At 60.3% G+C, this 15,670-nt stretch carries 12 protein-coding genes and 2 tRNA genes; all 14 read left to right on the top strand.

The features are described from left to right. Window positions 1-29 precede the first annotated feature (29 nt). A tRNA-Trp gene (locus tag VL52_RS21280) sits at window positions 30-105 on the top strand. A gap of 65 nt (window positions 106-170) precedes the next feature. Then, a complete protein-coding gene (gene secE / locus VL52_RS21275; RefSeq protein WP_046158924.1) occupies window positions 171-527 on the top strand; it encodes a preprotein translocase subunit SecE in 357 nt (118 codons plus the stop codon). Continuing rightward, window positions 527-1,060 carry a transcription termination/antitermination protein NusG gene (gene nusG, locus VL52_RS21270; RefSeq protein ID WP_021479133.1) on the top strand — a complete coding sequence of 178 codons (534 nt, stop codon included), beginning with the start codon at window positions 527-529 and terminating at the stop codon, window positions 1,058-1,060. Before secE ends, nusG begins: the two co-directional genes overlap by 1 nt. A 100-nt stretch (window positions 1,061-1,160) precedes the next feature. Continuing rightward, on the top strand, window positions 1,161-1,592 hold the full coding sequence (gene rplK, locus VL52_RS21265) for a 50S ribosomal protein L11 (protein ID WP_021479134.1): 432 nt from the start codon (window positions 1,161-1,163) through the stop codon (window positions 1,590-1,592). A gap of 1 nt (window position 1,593) precedes the next feature. Then, a complete protein-coding gene (rplA, locus tag VL52_RS21260) occupies window positions 1,594-2,289 on the top strand; it encodes a 50S ribosomal protein L1 (RefSeq protein WP_046158923.1) in 696 nt (231 codons plus the stop codon). A gap of 178 nt (window positions 2,290-2,467) precedes the next feature. Continuing rightward, window positions 2,468-2,542 (top strand) — tRNA-Thr (locus tag VL52_RS21255). Between the two features lie 86 nt (window positions 2,543-2,628). After that, window positions 2,629-3,126 (top strand): 50S ribosomal protein L10, encoded by a 498-nt coding sequence (gene rplJ / locus VL52_RS21250; protein ID WP_021479136.1) that lies wholly within the window; start codon window positions 2,629-2,631, stop codon window positions 3,124-3,126. Window positions 3,127-3,162: 36 nt separating this feature from the next. Then, on the top strand, window positions 3,163-3,534 hold the full coding sequence (gene rplL / locus VL52_RS21245; RefSeq protein ID WP_046158922.1) for a 50S ribosomal protein L7/L12: 372 nt from the start codon (window positions 3,163-3,165) through the stop codon (window positions 3,532-3,534). Between the two features lie 154 nt (window positions 3,535-3,688). Further along, window positions 3,689-7,861 (top strand): DNA-directed RNA polymerase subunit beta, encoded by a 4,173-nt coding sequence (rpoB, locus tag VL52_RS21240; RefSeq protein ID WP_046158921.1) that lies wholly within the window; start codon window positions 3,689-3,691, stop codon window positions 7,859-7,861. 57 nt (window positions 7,862-7,918) lie between these two features. Further along, window positions 7,919-12,109 (top strand): DNA-directed RNA polymerase subunit beta', encoded by a 4,191-nt coding sequence (rpoC, locus tag VL52_RS21235; protein WP_046158920.1) that lies wholly within the window; start codon window positions 7,919-7,921, stop codon window positions 12,107-12,109. A 164-nt stretch (window positions 12,110-12,273) separates the two neighbouring features. Next, window positions 12,274-12,645 carry a 30S ribosomal protein S12 gene (gene rpsL, locus VL52_RS21230; RefSeq protein ID WP_011137738.1) on the top strand — a complete coding sequence of 124 codons (372 nt, stop codon included), beginning with the start codon at window positions 12,274-12,276 and terminating at the stop codon, window positions 12,643-12,645. A gap of 111 nt (window positions 12,646-12,756) precedes the next feature. After that, the gene (gene rpsG, locus VL52_RS21225) at window positions 12,757-13,227 is read left to right on the top strand and encodes a 30S ribosomal protein S7 (RefSeq protein WP_021479140.1); all 471 of its coding nucleotides are present in this window, start codon (window positions 12,757-12,759) and stop codon (window positions 13,225-13,227) included. 28 nt (window positions 13,228-13,255) lie between these two features. Further along, on the top strand, window positions 13,256-15,355 hold the full coding sequence (gene fusA / locus VL52_RS21220) for an elongation factor G (RefSeq protein WP_021479141.1): 2,100 nt from the start codon (window positions 13,256-13,258) through the stop codon (window positions 15,353-15,355). 72 nt (window positions 15,356-15,427) lie between these two features. Continuing rightward, window positions 15,428-15,670: GTP-binding protein (locus VL52_RS23605; protein WP_046158087.1), on the top strand; the 243-nt coding region annotated here is incomplete at its 3' end.

Below are 15,670 nucleotides of genomic sequence, written 5' to 3'. Positions count from 1 at the left end.
GGTTGCCAAGATCATCAAGTAAGGTTTAAAGGCCAGTAGCTCAATTGGTAGAGTATCGGTCTCCAAAACCGAGGGTTGGGGGTTCGAGACCCTCCTGGCCTGCCAATTAAGACCAGCCGGCGCGTTGCGCCGGTTGGTCTTTTGTCGCATGTGTGCGAGAGAAAATCGACATGGAAATGCAAGATAAGATCAAGTTGTTCCTGGCTGGTCTTGTGGTAGTCGTCGGCATCGTCGGCTTCTATCTGATTCCGGATGGTCAGGGCCTGTTGCGCGCGCTGGCTTTCGTGGCCTCCATCCTGCTGGCTGCCGGCGTGGTGTGGACTTCGGCTCCGGGCAAGGGTTTGGTCGTGTACGCGAACGAGTCCATGGTCGAGGCCCGCAAGGTGGTTTGGCCGACGCGCAAGGAGGCGACCCAGGTGACGCTGATGGTGTTCGTATTCGTCACCGTCCTGGCGCTCTTCATGTGGCTGGTGGATTCCAGCCTGTCATGGCTGTTTTACGATGTGATTCTCGGTCGAGGTAGATAATGGCAAAGCGCTGGTATGTGGTACACGCTTACTCTGGTTTTGAGAAGAGCGTGCAAAAAGCGCTGCGTGAACGTATCGAGCGTTCCGACATCGCAGACCAATTTGGTCAGATTCTGGTGCCGGTGGAAGAGGTTGTGGACGTCAAGAACGGCCGCAAGTCCATCACCGAGCGCAAGTTCTTCCCTGGTTACGTGCTGGTGGAAATGGAAATGACCGACGATACCTGGCACCTGGTGAAAAGCACGCCCAAGGTGACCGGTTTCGTCGGCGGCACGGCCAATCGCCCGGCTCCGATTTCCAAGAAGGAAGTCGAGGCCATCATGCAGCAGATGCAAGAGGGCGTGGAGAAGCCGAAGCCGAAGGTGTTGTTCGAGGTGGGCGAGCGCGTCCGCGTCATCGATGGTCCGTTCAACGACTTCAACGGCAGCGTCGACGAAGTGAACTACGAGCGCAACAAGCTGCGCGTGTCGGTTCAGATCTTCGGTCGCGACACGCCGGTTGAGCTGGAATTCGGCCAGGTTGAGAAGCTGTAAGATTTCGCTTGGCAAACTTTTGGAAAGCGTGTAACATTTTGCGCTTTCGTCCGGGAAGCGAACGCCTGTTCGCGCTATACCCATTTTAGGAGTTTTAATCGTGGCAAAGAAAATTGTCGGCTATATCAAGCTGCAAGTCGCCGCTGGCAAAGCCAATCCGTCGCCTCCGATCGGTCCGGCACTGGGTCAGCGCGGTCTGAACATCATGGAATTCTGCAAGGCGTTCAATGCTCAAACCCAGGGCATGGAACCCGGCATGCCGATTCCGGTTGTGATCACCGCCTACGCTGACAAGTCCTTCACCTTCACGATGAAGACTCCGCCGGCAACCTTCCTGCTGAAGAAGGCCGCTGGCATCAAGTCCGGCTCCGCCAAGGCGCATGTGGACAAGGTTGGTAAAGTAACCCGCGCTCAGCTGGAAGAAATCGCCAAGACCAAGCAAGCGGATCTGACCGCTGCTGATCTGGACGCCGCTGTTCGCACCATCGCCGGCTCCGCCCGTTCGATGGGTCTGGAAGTGGAGGGCGTGTAATATGGCTAAGATCTCCAAGCGCCTGCAAACTCTGAAGGCCACCGTTGACCGCAACAAGCTGTACGCCGTTGACGAAGCCATCGCCCTGGTCAAGGCTGCCGCCACCGCCAAGTTCGACGAGTCGATCGATATCGCCGTGAACCTGGGTGTGGATCCGCGTAAATCCGACCAAGTGGTTCGTGGTTCCGTGGTTCTGCCGCGCGGTACCGGCAAGTCCGTACGCGTTGCCGTATTTGCTCAAGGCGCCAACGCCGAAGCCGCCAAGGCTGCCGGCGCTGAAGTGGTCGGTTTCGACGACCTGGCCGAGCAAGTCAAGGCCGGCAATCTGAACTTCGACGTTGTGATCGCCTCCCCGGATGCGATGCGCGTTGTGGGTCAGCTGGGCCAGATCCTGGGTCCGCGTGGCCTGATGCCGAACCCGAAGGTTGGCACTGTTACCCCGAACGTCGCCGAAGCCGTGAAAAACGCCAAGGCCGGTCAGGTTCAGTACCGCACCGACAAGGCTGGTATCATTCACGCCACCATCGGCCGCGCTTCCTTCGAAGCCGAAGCCCTGCGTGAAAACTTCTCCGCTCTGGTTGATGCCCTGGTGAAAGCCAAGCCGGCAGCTTCCAAGGGCGTGTATCTGAAAAAGATCGCCGTCTCCAGCACCATGGGCGTCGGCGCTCGCGTAGATACCGCTACCGTCAACGCCTAAGCGTTGCCGGAGCATGACGGGGCGGCGAAAGCCGTCTTGTCAAGGCTTTGGGCTGGCAGGCTCGCCTGCCAGATTGTCAAAGACCGTAGGTGCCGCAAGGCTTAATCGCAGATTGGCTGGTTCAGCAGTCAGCATCCTACGCAGATGGTGTACCCGAAACAGGCTTCTTAAGTTCAAGGCTCATGTAGCTCAGGGGTAGAGCACTCCCTTGGTAAGGGAGAGGTCGGCGGTTCAATTCCGCCCATGAGCACCAGTTCTTTTTGATGTCTCCTGATACAGGTCGCCGCTGCAAAGCGAGATGGAAATTTTTCCATTTCATTTCAGTCTAGGAGGTAGACCTTGAGTCTCAATATCGAAGATAAAAAGGCGGTCGTCCAAGCAGTTTCTGCTGAACTGGCAGGCGCTCAGACCCTCGTTATCGCTGAATATCGGGGCATCGAGGTAAGCAGCATGACCAAACTCCGCGCTCAGGCGCGCGAGAGCGGCGTTTACCTGCGCGTTCTGAAGAACACGCTGGTGCGCCGCGCCGTGGAGGGCACTCCGTTCGCTGAACTGGCTGACCAGATGGTCGGCCCGTTGGTGTACGCGATTTCCGCCGACCCGGTTGCTGCTGCCAAGGTGCTGCATCAATTTGCCAAGGCTGACGACAAGATCGTCGTGAAGGCAGGTTCCTACGAAGGCAAGGTACTGTCCGCTGCTCAGGTTGCTGAGCTGGCGTCCATCCCGAGCCGCGAAGAACTGCTGTCCAAGCTTCTCTACGTTATGCAGGCTCCGGTCGCTGGCTTCGCCCGCGCGCTGGCCGCCCTGTCCGACAAGAAGCAAGCCGAAGCCGCTTAACTTATTTGATTCTTATAGAATTCAGGAGATTTTCACATGGCAATCACCAAAGAAGACATCCTCGAGGCCGTTGCTGGTCTGACCGTGATGGAACTGAACGACCTGGTTAAGGCGTTCGAAGAGAAGTTCGGCGTTTCCGCCGCTGCTGTAGCTGTTGCTGGCCCGGCTGGAGCCGGCGCTGCTGCCGCTGAAGAAAAGACCGAGTTCGACGTCGTCCTGACCGGCGCCGGCGACAACAAGGTTGGCGTGATCAAGGTTGTGCGCGCGATCACCGGCCTGGGTCTGAAGGAAGCCAAAGACCTGGTCGACGGCGCTCCGAAGAACGTGAAGGAAGGCGTGTCCAAGGCTGAAGCCGACGATATCGCTAAGCAACTGACCGAAGCCGGTGCCAAGGCTGAAATCAAATAATCTTCTTTGAAAAAAGAAGGTGAGGCTGGCGGAGAAATCCGCCAGCCTTATTGCGCTTGTAGTTGGCGGAAACGAAGAAGGTAAAAGCCAGCAATATACTAGGCGTGGCTGCTGACTTTTAGTTTCTTGCGCCACCCACCTCGATGGAGACTCTATGAGTTATTCGTTTACTGAGAAGAAACGTATTCGTAAGAGCTTTGCGAAACGTACCAGTGTTCTCGACGTCCCCTTCCTGTTGGCGACCCAGATTGATTCCTACACCGAATTTCTCCAGCTGGGCAAGCCGCTGGATGAGCGCAAGGATGTGGGTCTTCAGGCTGCGTTCAAGTCGATCTTCCCGATCGTCAGCCACAACGGCTACGCTAAGCTCGACTTTGCCCATTATATTCTGGGCGAGCCTCCGTTCGACGTGCAGGAGTGTCAGCTGCGCGGCATCACGTTTGCGGCGCCGCTGCGCGCGCGCATTCGCCTGACCATTTTCGACAAAGAGTCTTCCAAGCCGGTGGTGAAGGAAGTGCGCGAGAACGAAGTCTACATGGGCGAGATTCCGCTCATGACCGGCAACGGCTCCTTCATCATCAACGGCACCGAGCGCGTCATCGTCTCCCAGCTGCATCGCTCCCCGGGCGTGTTCTTCGAGCACGACCGCGGCAAGACGCACTCGTCCGGCAAGCTGCTGTTCTCCGCCCGCGTGATTCCTTACCGCGGCTCCTGGCTGGACTTCGAGTTCGATCCGAAAGACCTGCTGTACTTCCGTATCGACCGTCGCCGCAAGATGCCGGTGACCATCCTGCTGAAGGCGCTGGGCTACAGCAACGAAGAAATCCTGTCCGAGTTCTACAGTTTCGACACCTTCTACCTGACCAAGTCCGGCGTGTTCATGCGCGTGGTTCCGGATCGTCTGAAGGGCGAGGTGGCCAAGTTCGACATCGTGGCCGCCGACGGCAAGCTGATCGTCGCCAAGGACAAGCGCATCACCGCCAAGCACATCCGCGACATCCAGACCGCCGAGCTGGACCGCATTGAAGTGCCGGCCGACGCGCTGCTGGGCAAGATGCTGGCGCATAACGTCGTCAACCAGAACACCGGCGAAGTGATCGCCCGCGCCAACGAGGAAGTGACCGAGGAAGTGCTGGCCAAGCTGGCGCTGGCGGAAATCAACCAGGTCGACGTGCTGTTCACCAACGATCTGGATCAGGGCGCTTACATCTCGCAGACCCTGCGCACCGACGACATCCAGGATCGGCTGCAAGCCCGCGTGGCGATCTACCGCATGATGCGCCCGGGCGAGCCGCCGACCGAAGACGCGGTGGAAGCGCTGTTCCAGCGCCTGTTCTTCAGCGAGGAAACCTACGATCTGTCGCGCGTGGGCCGGATGAAGTTCAGCTCCCGCACCTATCAGTACAAGTTCGACGACAAGACCCCGGAGTGGTTCAAGTCGCTGATCGGCGACAAGTTCGCGCCGCGCCGCGACGTGATGGAAGGCACGCTGTCCACTGAAGACATCGTGTCCGTGATCGCCATCCTGACCGAGCTGCGCAATGGCCGCGGCGAAGTGGACGACATCGATCACCTGGGCAACCGTCGCGTGCGTTCGGTGGGCGAATTGGCCGAAAACCAGTTTCGCGCCGGTCTGGTGCGCGTCGAGCGCGCGGTCAAGGAACGCCTGAACCAGGCAGAGTCCGACAACCTGATGCCGCACGACCTGATCAACGCCAAGCCGGTGTCCGCCGCGATCAAGGAATTCTTCGGTTCCTCGCAGCTGTCGCAGTTCATGGACCAGACCAACCCGCTGTCGGAAATCACCCACAAGCGCCGCGTATCGGCTCTTGGCCCGGGCGGTCTGACCCGCGAGCGCGCAGGCTTCGAAGTGCGCGACGTGCACCCGACCCACTACGGCCGCGTGTGCCCGATCGAAACGCCTGAAGGTCCGAACATCGGCCTGATCAACTCGCTGTCCGTGTTCGCGCGCACCAACGAGTTCGGCTTCCTGGAAACGCCGTACCGCAAGGTGGTGGACAGCAAGGTCACCAACGAGATCGACTATCTGTCCGCGATCGAGGAAGGCCGCTACGTGATCGCTCAGGCCAACGCCGAGCTGAGCAAGGACGGCACGCTGATCGACGAGCTGGTGACCTGCCGCGAGAAGGGCGAAACCATTCTGGCGACCCCGGACCGCGTGCAGTACATGGACGTGGCCACCGGCCAGGTGGTGTCCGTGGCGGCTTCGCTGATTCCGTTCCTGGAGCACGATGACGCCAACCGCGCCTTGATGGGCGCCAACATGCAACGCCAGGCCGTACCGTGCCTGCGTCCGGAAAAAGCCTTCGTCGGCACCGGCATCGAACGCTCGGTGGCGGTCGACTCCGGCACCACCGTTGTCGCCCGTCGCGGCGGCGTGGTGGACTATGTCGACGCCGGCCGCGTGGTGGTCCGCGTCAACGATGAAGAAGCGACCGCTGGCGAAGTGGGCGTGGACATCTACAACCTGACCAAGTTCACCCGTTCCAACCAGAACACCAACATCAACCAGCGTCCGATCGTGAAAGTGGGCGACCACATCGCGCGCGGTGACGTGGTGGCCGACGGCGCCTCCACCGACCTGGGCGAGCTGGCGCTGGGTCAGAACATGACCATCGCGTTCATGCCGTGGAACGGCTACAACTACGAAGACTCGATCCTGATCTCGGAGAAGCTGGTCGCCGAAGACCGCTACACCTCGATCCACATCGAAGAGCTGTCCGTGGTTGCCCGCGACACCAAGCTGGGACCGGAAGAAATCACCCGGGACATCCCGAACCTGTCCGAACGCATGGCAGGCCGCCTGGATGAGTCCGGCATCGTCTACATCGGCGCGGAAGTCGAAGCCGGCGACGTGCTGGTGGGCAAAGTGACGCCGAAGGGCGAAACCCAGCTGACTCCGGAAGAGAAGCTGCTGCGCGCGATCTTCGGCGAGAAGGCCTCCGACGTGAAGGATACGTCCCTGCGCGTGCCGACCGGCACCGTGGGCACCGTGATCGACGTGCAGGTATTCACCCGCGAAGGCATCGAGCGCGACAAGCGCGCCCAGTCCATCATCGACGTGGAGCTGAAGCGCTATCGCCTGGACCTGAACGACCAGCTGCGTATTTTCGACAACGACGCCTTCAGCCGTATCGAACGCCTGATCGTCGGCAAGGCCGCCAACGGCGGTCCGAAGCGTCTGGCCAAGGGCACCGTGATCGATCAGGAATACCTGACCGGCCTGCCGACCAAGCACGACTGGTTCGACATCCGCATGGCTGACGAGGACATCGCCAAGCAGCTGGAGCTGATCAAGGAAAGCCTGGCGCAGAAGCGCGAAGAATTCGACCTCAAGTTCGAAGACAAGAAGCGCAAGCTGACCCAGGGCGACGAGCTGCCGCCGGGCGTGCAGAAGATGGTCAAGGTTTACCTGGCCGTCAAGCGCCGCCTGCAGGCGGGCGACAAGATGGCCGGCCGCCACGGCAACAAGGGTGTGGTCTCCCGCATCCTGCCGGTGGAGGACATGCCGTACATGGGCGATGGCCGCCCGGTCGACATCGTGCTGAACCCGCTGGGCGTACCGTCGCGTATGAACATCGGCCAGATTCTGGAAGTGCATCTGGGTTGGGCCGCCAAGGGTATCGGCGAGCGCGTCAACCGCATGATCAAGGAGCAGTCCGCTGCCGAGATCCGTGCTTATCTGGAGCGCATCTATAACGAAACCGGCAAGCCGGAGGAAATCGCCGCGCTGTCCGACGCCGAGGTGTTGCAGCTGGCGCAGAACCTGAGCAAGGGCATGACCTTCGCCACGCCGGTATTCGACGGCGCCAAGGAAGCCGAGATCAAGCACATGCTGGATCTGGCCTACCCGAACGGCGACGCGCTGACCGAGCAGATGGGCTTCAACGAATCCAAGACCCAGATGACCCTGTTCGACGGCCGCTCCGGCGAAGCCTTCGACCGCAAGGTCACCGTGGGCGTGATGCACTATCTGAAGCTGCATCACCTGGTCGACGACAAGATGCACGCCCGTTCCACTGGCCCGTACTCGCTGGTGACCCAGCAGCCGCTGGGCGGCAAGGCCCAGTTCGGCGGCCAGCGCTTCGGTGAGATGGAGGTGTGGGCGCTTGAAGCTTACGGCGCCGCCTACACGCTGCAGGAAATGCTGACCGTGAAGTCTGACGATGTGACCGGCCGTACCAAGGTCTACGAGAACATCGTCAAGGGCGAGCACAAGATCGACGCCGGCATGCCGGAATCCTTCAATGTATTGGTGAAGGAAATCCGCTCGCTGGGCCTCGACATGGACCTGGAACGTTTTTGATTGGGTAATAGGGCGCGGCGGAAAGCCGCCGCGCCTGTCCCCTGAACTGGAGACGCAATGAAAGCTTTGCTCGATCTCTTTAAGCAAGTTACGCAAGAAGAAGAGTTTGATGCGATCAAGATCGGCATCGCCTCGCCTGACAAGATCCGTTCCTGGTCTTATGGCGAAGTCAAGAAGCCGGAAACGATCAACTACCGCACCTTCAAGCCGGAGCGCGATGGCCTGTTCTGCGCCCGCATCTTCGGGCCGGTGAAGGATTACGAGTGCTTGTGCGGCAAGTACAAGCGCCTGAAGCATCGCGGCGTGATCTGCGAGAAGTGCGGCGTCGAAGTGACGCTGTCCAAGGTGCGCCGCGAGCGCATGGGCCACATCGAACTGGCCAGCCCGACCGCGCACATCTGGTTCCTGAAGTCGCTGCCGTCGCGTCTGGGCATGGTGCTGGACATGACGCTGCGCGACATCGAGCGCGTGCTGTACTTCGAAGCGTTCGTGGTGACCGATCCGGGCATGACCCCGATGCAGTACCGCCAGCTCTTGACCGAAGAGGACTTCCTGGACAAGGAAGACCAGTACGGCGAAGAGTTTGTCGCCATGATGGGCGCCGAAGCCGTCAAGGAGCTGCTGAAGAAGCTGGACCTGGACAGCGAAATCGAAGGCCTGCGCCGCGAGCTGGAAACCACCAACTCCGACACCAAGATCAAGAAGATCGCCAAGCGCCTGAAGGTGCTGGAGGCGTTCCAGCGTTCCGGCATGAAGCCGGAATGGATGATCCTGGAAGTGCTGCCGGTGCTGCCGCCGGAGCTGCGTCCGCTGGTGCCGCTGGATGGCGGCCGCTTCGCGACCTCCGACCTGAACGACCTGTACCGCCGCGTCATCAACCGTAACAACCGTCTGAAGCGCCTGCTGGAACTGCGCGCGCCGGACATCATCGTGCGCAACGAAAAGCGCATGCTGCAGGAATCGGTTGACTCGCTGCTGGACAACGGCCGTCGCGGCAAGGCGATGACCGGCGCCAACAAGCGCCCGCTGAAGTCGCTGGCCGACATGATCAAGGGCAAGGGCGGTCGTTTCCGTCAGAACTTGCTGGGCAAGCGCGTCGACTACTCCGGCCGTTCCGTGATCACCGTGGGCCCGACCCTGCGCCTGCACCAGTGCGGCCTGCCGAAGAAGATGGCGCTGGAACTGTTCAAGCCGTTCATCTTCCACAAGCTGGAAGTGATGGGCCTGGCGTCCACCATCAAGGCGGCCAAGAAACTGGTCGAGCAGGAAGTGCCGGAAGTCTGGGACATCCTGGAAGAAGTGATCCGCGAGCATCCGGTTCTGCTGAACCGCGCGCCGACGCTGCACCGCCTGGGCATCCAGGCGTTCGAGCCGGTGCTGATCGAAGGCAAGGCGATCCAGCTGCACCCGCTGGTTTGCGCGGCGTTCAACGCCGACTTCGACGGTGACCAGATGGCCGTCCACGTGCCGCTGTCGCTGGAAGCGCAAATGGAAGCCCGCACCCTGATGCTGGCCACCAACAACGTGCTGTCCCCGGCCAACGGCGAGCCTATCATCGTGCCGTCGCAGGATATCGTGCTGGGTCTGTACTACATGACCCGCGACAAGGTGAACGGCAAGGGCGAAGGCATGGTGTTCGCCGACACCAAGGAAGTGCATCGCGCCTACGAAACCCGTCAGGTCGAGCTGGCCACCCGCATCACCGTCCGCCTGAAGGAATGGGAAAAGGACGAGCAGGGCGAGTTCCAGCCGGTGATCAAGCGTTACGACACCACCGTCGGCCGCGCGATCCTGTCCGACATCCTGCCGAAGGGCCTGCCGTTCGAGCACATCAACAAGGCGCTGAAGAAGAAAGAAATCTCGAAACTGATCAACGTTTCGTTCCGTCGTTGCGGCATCCGCGACACGGTGATCTTCGCCGACCAGCTGATGTACACCGGTTTCGCCTATTCCACCCGCGGCGGCATCTCCATCTGCGTGGACGACATGCAGATCCCGGCCAAGAAAGTTGACCTGCTGGGCGAGGCCAACAAGGAAGTCAAGGAGATCGAGGAGCAGTACCGCCAAGGTCTGGTGACCCAGGGCGAACGCTACAACAAGGTAGTGGACATCTGGGGCCGCACCGGCGACAAGATCGCCAAGGCGATGATGGACGAGCTGTCCAAGCAGAAGGTGCTGGACCGCGAAGGCAAGGAAGTCGATCAGGAATCCTTCAACTCCATTTACATGATGGCCGACTCGGGCGCGCGGGGTTCCGCAGCCCAGATCAAGCAGCTGGCCGGCATGCGGGGTCTGATGGCGAAGCCGGACGGCTCGATTATCGAGACGCCGATTACCGCCAACTTCCGCGAAGGCCTGACCGTACTCCAGTACTTCATCTCGACTCACGGCGCCCGTAAGGGTCTGGCGGATACGGCGCTGAAGACCGCCAACTCCGGTTACCTGACCCGTCGTCTGGTCGACGTGACCCAGGATCTGGTGGTGATCGAGGACGATTGCGGCACCAGCAACGGCTTCACCATGAAGGCCGTGCTGCAGGGCGGCGACGTGATCGAAGCGCTGCGCGACCGCATCCTCGGCCGCGTGACCGCGGTCGACGTGGTGGATCCGTCCTCCGGCGAGACCGTGATCGAAGCGGGCACGCTGATGGACGAGCAGATGGTGGACCTGGTCGACAGCCTCGGCATCGACGAAGTCAAGGTTCGCACCGCGATCACTTGCGACACTCGCTACGGCCTGTGCGCGAAGTGCTACGGTCGCGACCTGGCGCGCGGCAAGCGCGTCAACGCCGGCGAAGCCGTGGGCGTGATCGCCGCTCAGTCGATCGGCGAACCGGGCACCCAGCTGACCATGCGTACCTTCCACATCGGTGGCGCGGCGTCGCGAAACGCGGCCGCCAGCCAGGTGGAAGGCAAGTCCAACGGCACCGTGCGCTTCTCCAGCCAGATGCGCTACGTGGCCAATACCAAGGGCGAGCTGATCGTCATCACCCGCTCCGGCGAAGTGGTGATCCACGACGACATGGGCCGCGAGCGCGAACGCCACAAGGTGCCGTACGGCGCGACCCTGATGGTGACAGACGGTCTGGTGATCAAGGCTGGCGCTGTATTGGCCACTTGGGATCCGCACACCCGTCCGATCATCACCGAGTACGCTGGCCGCGTGAAGTTCGAGAACGTGGAAGAGGGCAACACCGTAGCCAAGCAGACCGACGAAGTGACCGGCCTGTCGACACTGGTGGTCATCGACCCGAAACGCCGCGCCGGTTCGCAGTCGAAGATGCTGCGTCCGTTGGTGAAGCTGCTCGACGACAACGGCAACGAAGTGAAGCTGGCCGGCTCCGACGCGTCGGTGTCGATCACCTTCCAGGTGGGCGCCATCATCACGGTGCGCGACGGCCAGGACGTGGGCAAGGGCGAAGTGCTGGCCCGCATCCCGCAGGAATCGTCGAAGACCCGCGACATTACCGGTGGTCTGCCGCGCGTGGCCGAGCTGTTCGAAGCCCGTTCGCCGAAGGATGCCGGCATGCTGGCCGAGGTGACCGGCACCGTTTCGTTCGGCAAGGACACCAAGGGCAAGCAGCGTCTGATCATCACCGACCTGGAAGGCAGCGGTTACGAAAACCTGATTCCGAAGGACAAGCACGTGCTGGTCCACGACGGTCAGGTGGTGAACCGCGGCGAATCCATCGTCGACGGTCCGGTCGATCCGCACGATATCCTGCGTCTGCAGGGCATCGAGGCGCTGGCCCGCTACATCGTCCAGGAAGTGCAGGAGGTGTATCGTCTGCAGGGCGTGAAGATCAACGACAAGCACATCGAGGTGATCATTCGCCAGATGCTGCGTCGCGTCGTGATCTCCGATAGCGGCGACACCGAGTTCATCCAGGGCGAGCAGGTGGAGCGCGCCGACGTGCTGGAAATGAACGACAAGATGATGGCCGAGAACAAGGAGCCGGCGCAGTACGAAAACGTGCTGCTGGGCATCACCAAGGCCTCGCTGTCGACCGACTCGTTCATCTCCGCGGCTTCCTTCCAGGAAACCACGCGCGTGCTGACCGAAGCGGCCATCATGGGCAAGCGCGACGATCTGCGCGGTCTGAAGGAAAACGTGATCGTCGGCCGTCTGATTCCGGCCGGTACCGGTCTCGCTTACCATCGCACCCGCCGCCGCCAGAACCTGGGCCTGGATGCAGCCGATTCGATGTTGTTCGACTCGGCTCCGGCTGCGCTGGAAAGCGGCGACTAACACCGGCCTGACGGCCAAGTGTTGAAAAAACGCTGCTCCATCAACGGTTAACGTTGGCGGGGCGGCGTTTTTTATTTGACGCTGGGCCGTTGACTAAAATATAATCCTCCGTCCTTTCTGGAGGCGTGTTGTCTTCGGGAAGAATCAACTAGGAACTGATAGTAATGCCAACCATTAACCAACTCGTTCGCAAGGGCCGCGTCGCCATCACGGCGAAGAGCAAGGTGCCTGCGCTGGAAGCCTGCCCGCAGAAGCGTGGCGTGTGCACCCGTGTTTACACCACCACTCCGAAGAAGCCGAACTCGGCTCTGCGTAAAGTGTGCAAGGTTCGTCTGACCAACGGTTTCGAAGTCATTTCGTACATCGGCGGTGAAGGCCACAACCTGCAGGAACACTCGGTTGTGCTGATTCGCGGCGGTCGTGTGAAAGACTTGCCGGGTGTGCGTTACCACACCGTGCGCGGTTCCCTGGATACCGCCGGCGTTAAAGACCGTAAGCAAGCTCGCTCCAAGTACGGCGCCAAGCGTCCCAAGTAATCGGGATGTTTTGAAGGCGGCCTGATCACTCCTCAGGATCGTCTAGTAAGTGACTGCTCCGCTGGGTAGTCATGAGCGAATAGAGCTCAACTGAATATTTAAGGAAGTAACATGCCACGTCGCAGAGAAGTCCCCAAGCGTGAAATTCTGCCGGATCCGAAATTCGGTTCCCAAGACCTGTCCAAGTTCATGAACGTTGTCATGATCGATGGCAAGAAGTCTGTTGCTGAACGCATCATCTACGGTGCTCTGGAACAGATCGAAAAGAAATCCGGCAAGAACGCTCTCGAAGTGTTCAATGCCGCGCTGTCCAACGCCAAGCCGGTGGTGGAAGTGAAGAGCCGCCGCGTCGGTGGTGCCAACTATCAAGTTCCTGTTGAAGTACGTCCGTCCCGTCGTATGGCTCTGGCCATGCGTTGGCTGCGTGACGCTGCGCGCAAGCGCGGCGAAAAGTCCATGGACCTGCGCCTGGCTGGTGAATTGCTCGATGCGGCCGAAGGTCGTGGCGGCGCAATGAAGAAGCGTGACGAAGTGCATCGCATGGCAGAAGCCAACAAGGCCTTCTCGCACTTCCGCTTCTAAGCTCACCCACTTAATCAAGGTGTAGATCGTGGCACGGAAAACCCCCCTCGAGCGCTACCGTAATATCGGTATCTCCGCTCACATTGACGCCGGTAAGACTACTACTACCGAGCGTATTCTGTTTTACACCGGTGTGAACCACAAGATCGGTGAAGTGCATGATGGCGCGGCCACCATGGACTGGATGGAGCAGGAGCAGGAACGTGGCATCACCATCACTTCCGCTGCTACCACCACCTATTGGAAAGGCATGGCCCTGCAGTACCCGGCCCACCATTTCAATATCATCGACACCCCGGGGCACGTGGACTTTACCATCGAGGTAGAGCGTTCCATGCGCGTGCTGGACGGCGCCGTGATGGTTTACTGCGCTGTGGGCGGCGTTCAGCCCCAGTCGGAAACCGTATGGCGTCAGGCCAACAAGTACAAGGTTCCGCGTATCGCGTTCGTGAACAAGATGGACCGTCAAGGCGCCAACTTCTTCCGCGCGGTCGAGCAGGTGAAAACCCGCCTGCGCGGCAATCCGGTGCCCATCGTGGTGCCGATCGGCGCTGAAGACAACTTCACCGGCGTGGTCGATCTGCTGAAGATGAAGGCCATCATCTGGGATGAAGCGTCTCAGGGCATGAAGTTCGAATACGGCGATATCCCGGCCGACCTGGTTTCCGTTGCCGAAGAATGGCGCGAGAAGATGGTTGAAGCCGCCGCCGAAGTCAGCGACGAAATGATGGACAAGTACTTGGGCGGCGAAACGCTGACCGAGGAAGAAATCATCGCCGGTCTGCGCGAGCGTACCCTGAAGTGCGAAATCCAGCCGATGCTGTGCGGCTCCGCGTTCAAGAACAAGGGTGTTCAGCGCATGCTGGACGCCGTGATCGAACTGCTGCCGAGCCCGCTCGACGTTCCCCCGGTTCCGGGCGAGAACGAAGACGGCACGCCGACCACTCGCGAAGCTTCCGACAGCGCATCGTTCTCCGCGCTGGCGTTCAAGCTGATGAACGACCCGTACGTGGGCCAACTGACCTTCTTCCGCGTCTACTCCGGCGTGGTGAAGTCCGGCGACACCGTGCTGAACTCGGTCAAGGGCAAGAAAGAGCGTATCGGCCGTATCGTGCAGATGCACGCCAACGACCGTAAAGAGATCGAAGAAGTGCACGCCGGCGACATCGCCGCTGCCATCGGTCTGAAGGAAGTCACCACTGGTGAAACCCTGTGCGCCATCGATGCCCCGCTGATTCTGGAACGCATGGAGTTTCCGGAGCCGGTGATTCACGTCGCCGTCGAGCCGAAGACCAAGGCCGACCAGGAGAAGATGGGCGTGGCTCTGAACCGCCTGGCGAAGGAAGACCCGTCGTTCCGCGTGCGTACCGACGAAGAATCCGGCCAGACCATCATTTCCGGCATGGGCGAACTGCACCTGGAAATTCTGGTTGACCGCATGAAGCGCGAATTCGGCGTTGAAGCCAACGTCGGCGCGCCGCAAGTGGCCTACCGTGAAACCATCACCAAGACGGTTACCGACGTTGACGGCAAGCACGTCAAGCAGTCTGGCGGTAAGGGTCAGTACGGCCATGCGGTCATCACCCTGGAGCCGTCCGGCGAGGGTAATGGCTACAAGTTCGTCGACGAGATCAAGGGTGGCGTGATTCCGCGTGAATTCATTCCGTCCGTGGACAAGGGTATTCAAAACACCCTGTCCAGCGGTATTCTCGCCGGCTTCCCGGTGGTTGACGTCACTGTGCGTCTGACCTTCGGTTCCTACCACGACGTCGACTCCTCGCAGATCGCGTTCGAACTGGCTGGCTCCATGGCATTCAAGGAAGCCATGCGCCGCGCCGGTCCGTGCATTCTCGAGCCGATGATGGCCGTGGAAGTGGAGACTCCGGAAGAGTACATGGGCGACGTCATGGGTGACTTGAACCGCCGCCGCGGCATGGTTCAGGGCATGGACGACGACGGTTTGGGCGGCAAGATCATCAAGGCAGAAGTACCGCTGGCCGAGATGTTCGGCTACTCCACCGATCTGCGTTCGGCAACCCAGGGTCGTGCGACCTACTCGATGGAGTTCAAGCACTACTCCGAGGCTCCGAAGCACGTCGCTGAAGCCGTAATGGCCGCCAGGAAGTAATGCGCGCTGAGGCTGGCCGGGCCGACCCGGCCAGTCCCGATCTAATGTTCTTTAATTAAGGATTTTTGCAAAATGGCAAAAGAAAAGTTTGAGCGGACCAAACCGCACGTAAACGTAGGCACCATCGGTCACGTGGACCACGGTAAGACCACCCTGACCGCCGCTATCACCACCATTCTGTCCAAGAAGTTCGGTGGCGAAGCCAAGGACTACTCCCAGATCGACAGCGCGCCGGAAGAGAAGGCTCGTGGTATCACCATCAATACCGCGCACGTTGAATACGAAACCGAAGCCCGCCACTACGCTCACGTAGAT

Origin of the sequence: Chromobacterium vaccinii (assembly GCF_000971335.1) — a bacterium.
Classification (GTDB): Bacteria; Pseudomonadota; Gammaproteobacteria; order Burkholderiales; family Chromobacteriaceae; genus Chromobacterium; species Chromobacterium vaccinii.
This window is presented reverse-complemented; position numbering and strand designations above follow the sequence as displayed.

Excerpts from the sequence above, each read along its gene's own strand:
- nusG (WP_021479133.1), top strand. The coding sequence starts at position 527 with ATGGCAAAGCGCTGGTATGTGGTACACGCTTACTCTGGTTTTGAGAAG.
- rplA (WP_046158923.1), top strand. The coding sequence starts at position 1,594 with ATGGCTAAGATCTCCAAGCGCCTGCAAACTCTGAAGGCCACCGTTGAC.
- rpsG (WP_021479140.1), top strand. The coding sequence starts at position 12,757 with ATGCCACGTCGCAGAGAAGTCCCCAAGCGTGAAATTCTGCCGGATCCG.
- rpoC (WP_046158920.1), top strand. The coding sequence starts at position 7,919 with ATGAAAGCTTTGCTCGATCTCTTTAAGCAAGTTACGCAAGAAGAAGAG.
- rpsL (WP_011137738.1), top strand. The coding sequence starts at position 12,274 with ATGCCAACCATTAACCAACTCGTTCGCAAGGGCCGCGTCGCCATCACG.
- rpoB (WP_046158921.1), top strand. The coding sequence starts at position 3,689 with ATGAGTTATTCGTTTACTGAGAAGAAACGTATTCGTAAGAGCTTTGCG.
- secE (WP_046158924.1), top strand. The coding sequence starts at position 171 with ATGGAAATGCAAGATAAGATCAAGTTGTTCCTGGCTGGTCTTGTGGTA.
- rplL (WP_046158922.1), top strand. The coding sequence starts at position 3,163 with ATGGCAATCACCAAAGAAGACATCCTCGAGGCCGTTGCTGGTCTGACC.